This is a genomic window from Hydrogenivirga sp. 128-5-R1-1, assembly GCF_000171895.1.
The window spans coordinates 1-1,213 of sequence record NZ_ABHJ01000446.1; the positions used below are offsets into that span (position 1 = coordinate 1).

1 protein-coding gene, 1 tRNA gene, 1 other RNA gene and 1 pseudogene are annotated in these 1,213 nt (G+C 35.3%); 3 read left to right on the top strand and 1 reads right to left on the bottom strand.

Going from position 1 to position 1,213, the window contains the following annotated elements:
• Positions 1–279: pseudogene (locus HG1285_RS00810) on the bottom strand (elongation factor P); the annotation flags it as partial.
• A gap of 90 nt (positions 280–369) precedes the next feature.
• On the opposite strand from HG1285_RS00810, the gene HG1285_RS00805 reads away from it, so the two are divergent.
• The 3 genes from HG1285_RS00805 to HG1285_RS00800 all read left to right on the top strand — a co-directional run.
• A tRNA-Ser gene (locus HG1285_RS00805) sits at positions 370–461 on the top strand.
• Between the two features lie 23 nt (positions 462–484).
• Positions 485–583: signal recognition particle sRNA small type (ffs, locus tag HG1285_RS19310), an RNA gene on the top strand.
• A 20-nt stretch (positions 584–603) separates the two neighbouring features.
• Positions 604–1,213 (top strand): response regulator (locus tag HG1285_RS00800; RefSeq protein WP_008289557.1); only part of this gene is annotated, 610 nt, incomplete at its 3' end.

Genomic DNA, 1,213 nt, shown 5'->3' on the forward strand with positions numbered 1-1,213 from the left:
CATTTCTCCAGTATTATTATCTATAAACCAGTAAGAATCACCATCAAAATACGAGTAAGCCATCTGCCTTTGTTCAAAATCTGCAAGTTCTATAGAGTCAGAAGATTTAAATGTGATTTCATTTACATTGCCTGTTCTCATGTTTTTAGCTTTTACTCTGACAAATGCCTGACCTTTCCCAGGTTTCACGTGGTCATAACCTAAAACTCTGTAAGGCTGACCATCTACAATTATAAACATGTCTTTTTTAATTTGATTAATTCCAATTTTTACGCCCATTTACTCCTCCGTGAATAAAAATTGATATTAATTTTATCATATTTTTGTATTTGCAAAATTTCCTATTTGTCCTATAATAGTATCTGCTTTGGATGGGTGTCCGAGCGGCCGAAGGAGCAGCACTGGAAATGCTGTGCACCGTTTTTGCGGTGCCGAGGGTTCAAATCCCTCCCCATCCGCCATTTAAATGTGTTAGAATAAAAATTCCCGGGTCCCGCCGGGTGGGAGCTGGTGAACCCCGCCAGGCCCGGAAGGGAGCAACGGTAAGCCAGTATCCCTCGCCGGATGGGGGTGCCCGGGATTAAATATACATGGAAGGTTAAAATGCCTTTTATCTATGTTGTTGAAGATGACGAAGATATCAACGAGCTTTTAGTTTATAATCTACAAAAGGAAGGAAACAAAGTAAAATCCTTTTACAGTGGAAAAGATGCACTTTCCAGCTTAGAAAATGAAAAACCTGATTTAATACTTCTTGATATAATGCTTCCTGATATAGACGGTCTTGAAGTCTGTAAAACAGTTAAATCTGACCCTGTAAAAAGGGAGATTCCTATCATAATGCTTACAGCAAAAAGCACAGAAATAGATAAAATCGTAGGTCTTGAACTTGGAGCGGATGATTATATTACAAAACCTTTTTCTTTTAGGGAACTCCTTGCAAGAATAAAAGCGGTATTAAGAAGATGTCAAAATAAAAGTAGTAAAAATGTTGATGTTATAAAAATTGGTGAATTAGAAATAAACCTTGCAAAATTTGAAGTTAAAATTCATGGTAAACCTTTAAATTTAACAACAAAAGAATTTAAGCTTTTAATGAATCTAATAAATTCAAAAGGAAGGGTTTTAAGTAGAGATTATCTTTTAGATACTGTATGGCAAAATGAACCTGATGTTTTTGATAGGACAGTAGATGTTCATATAAAAAATTTAA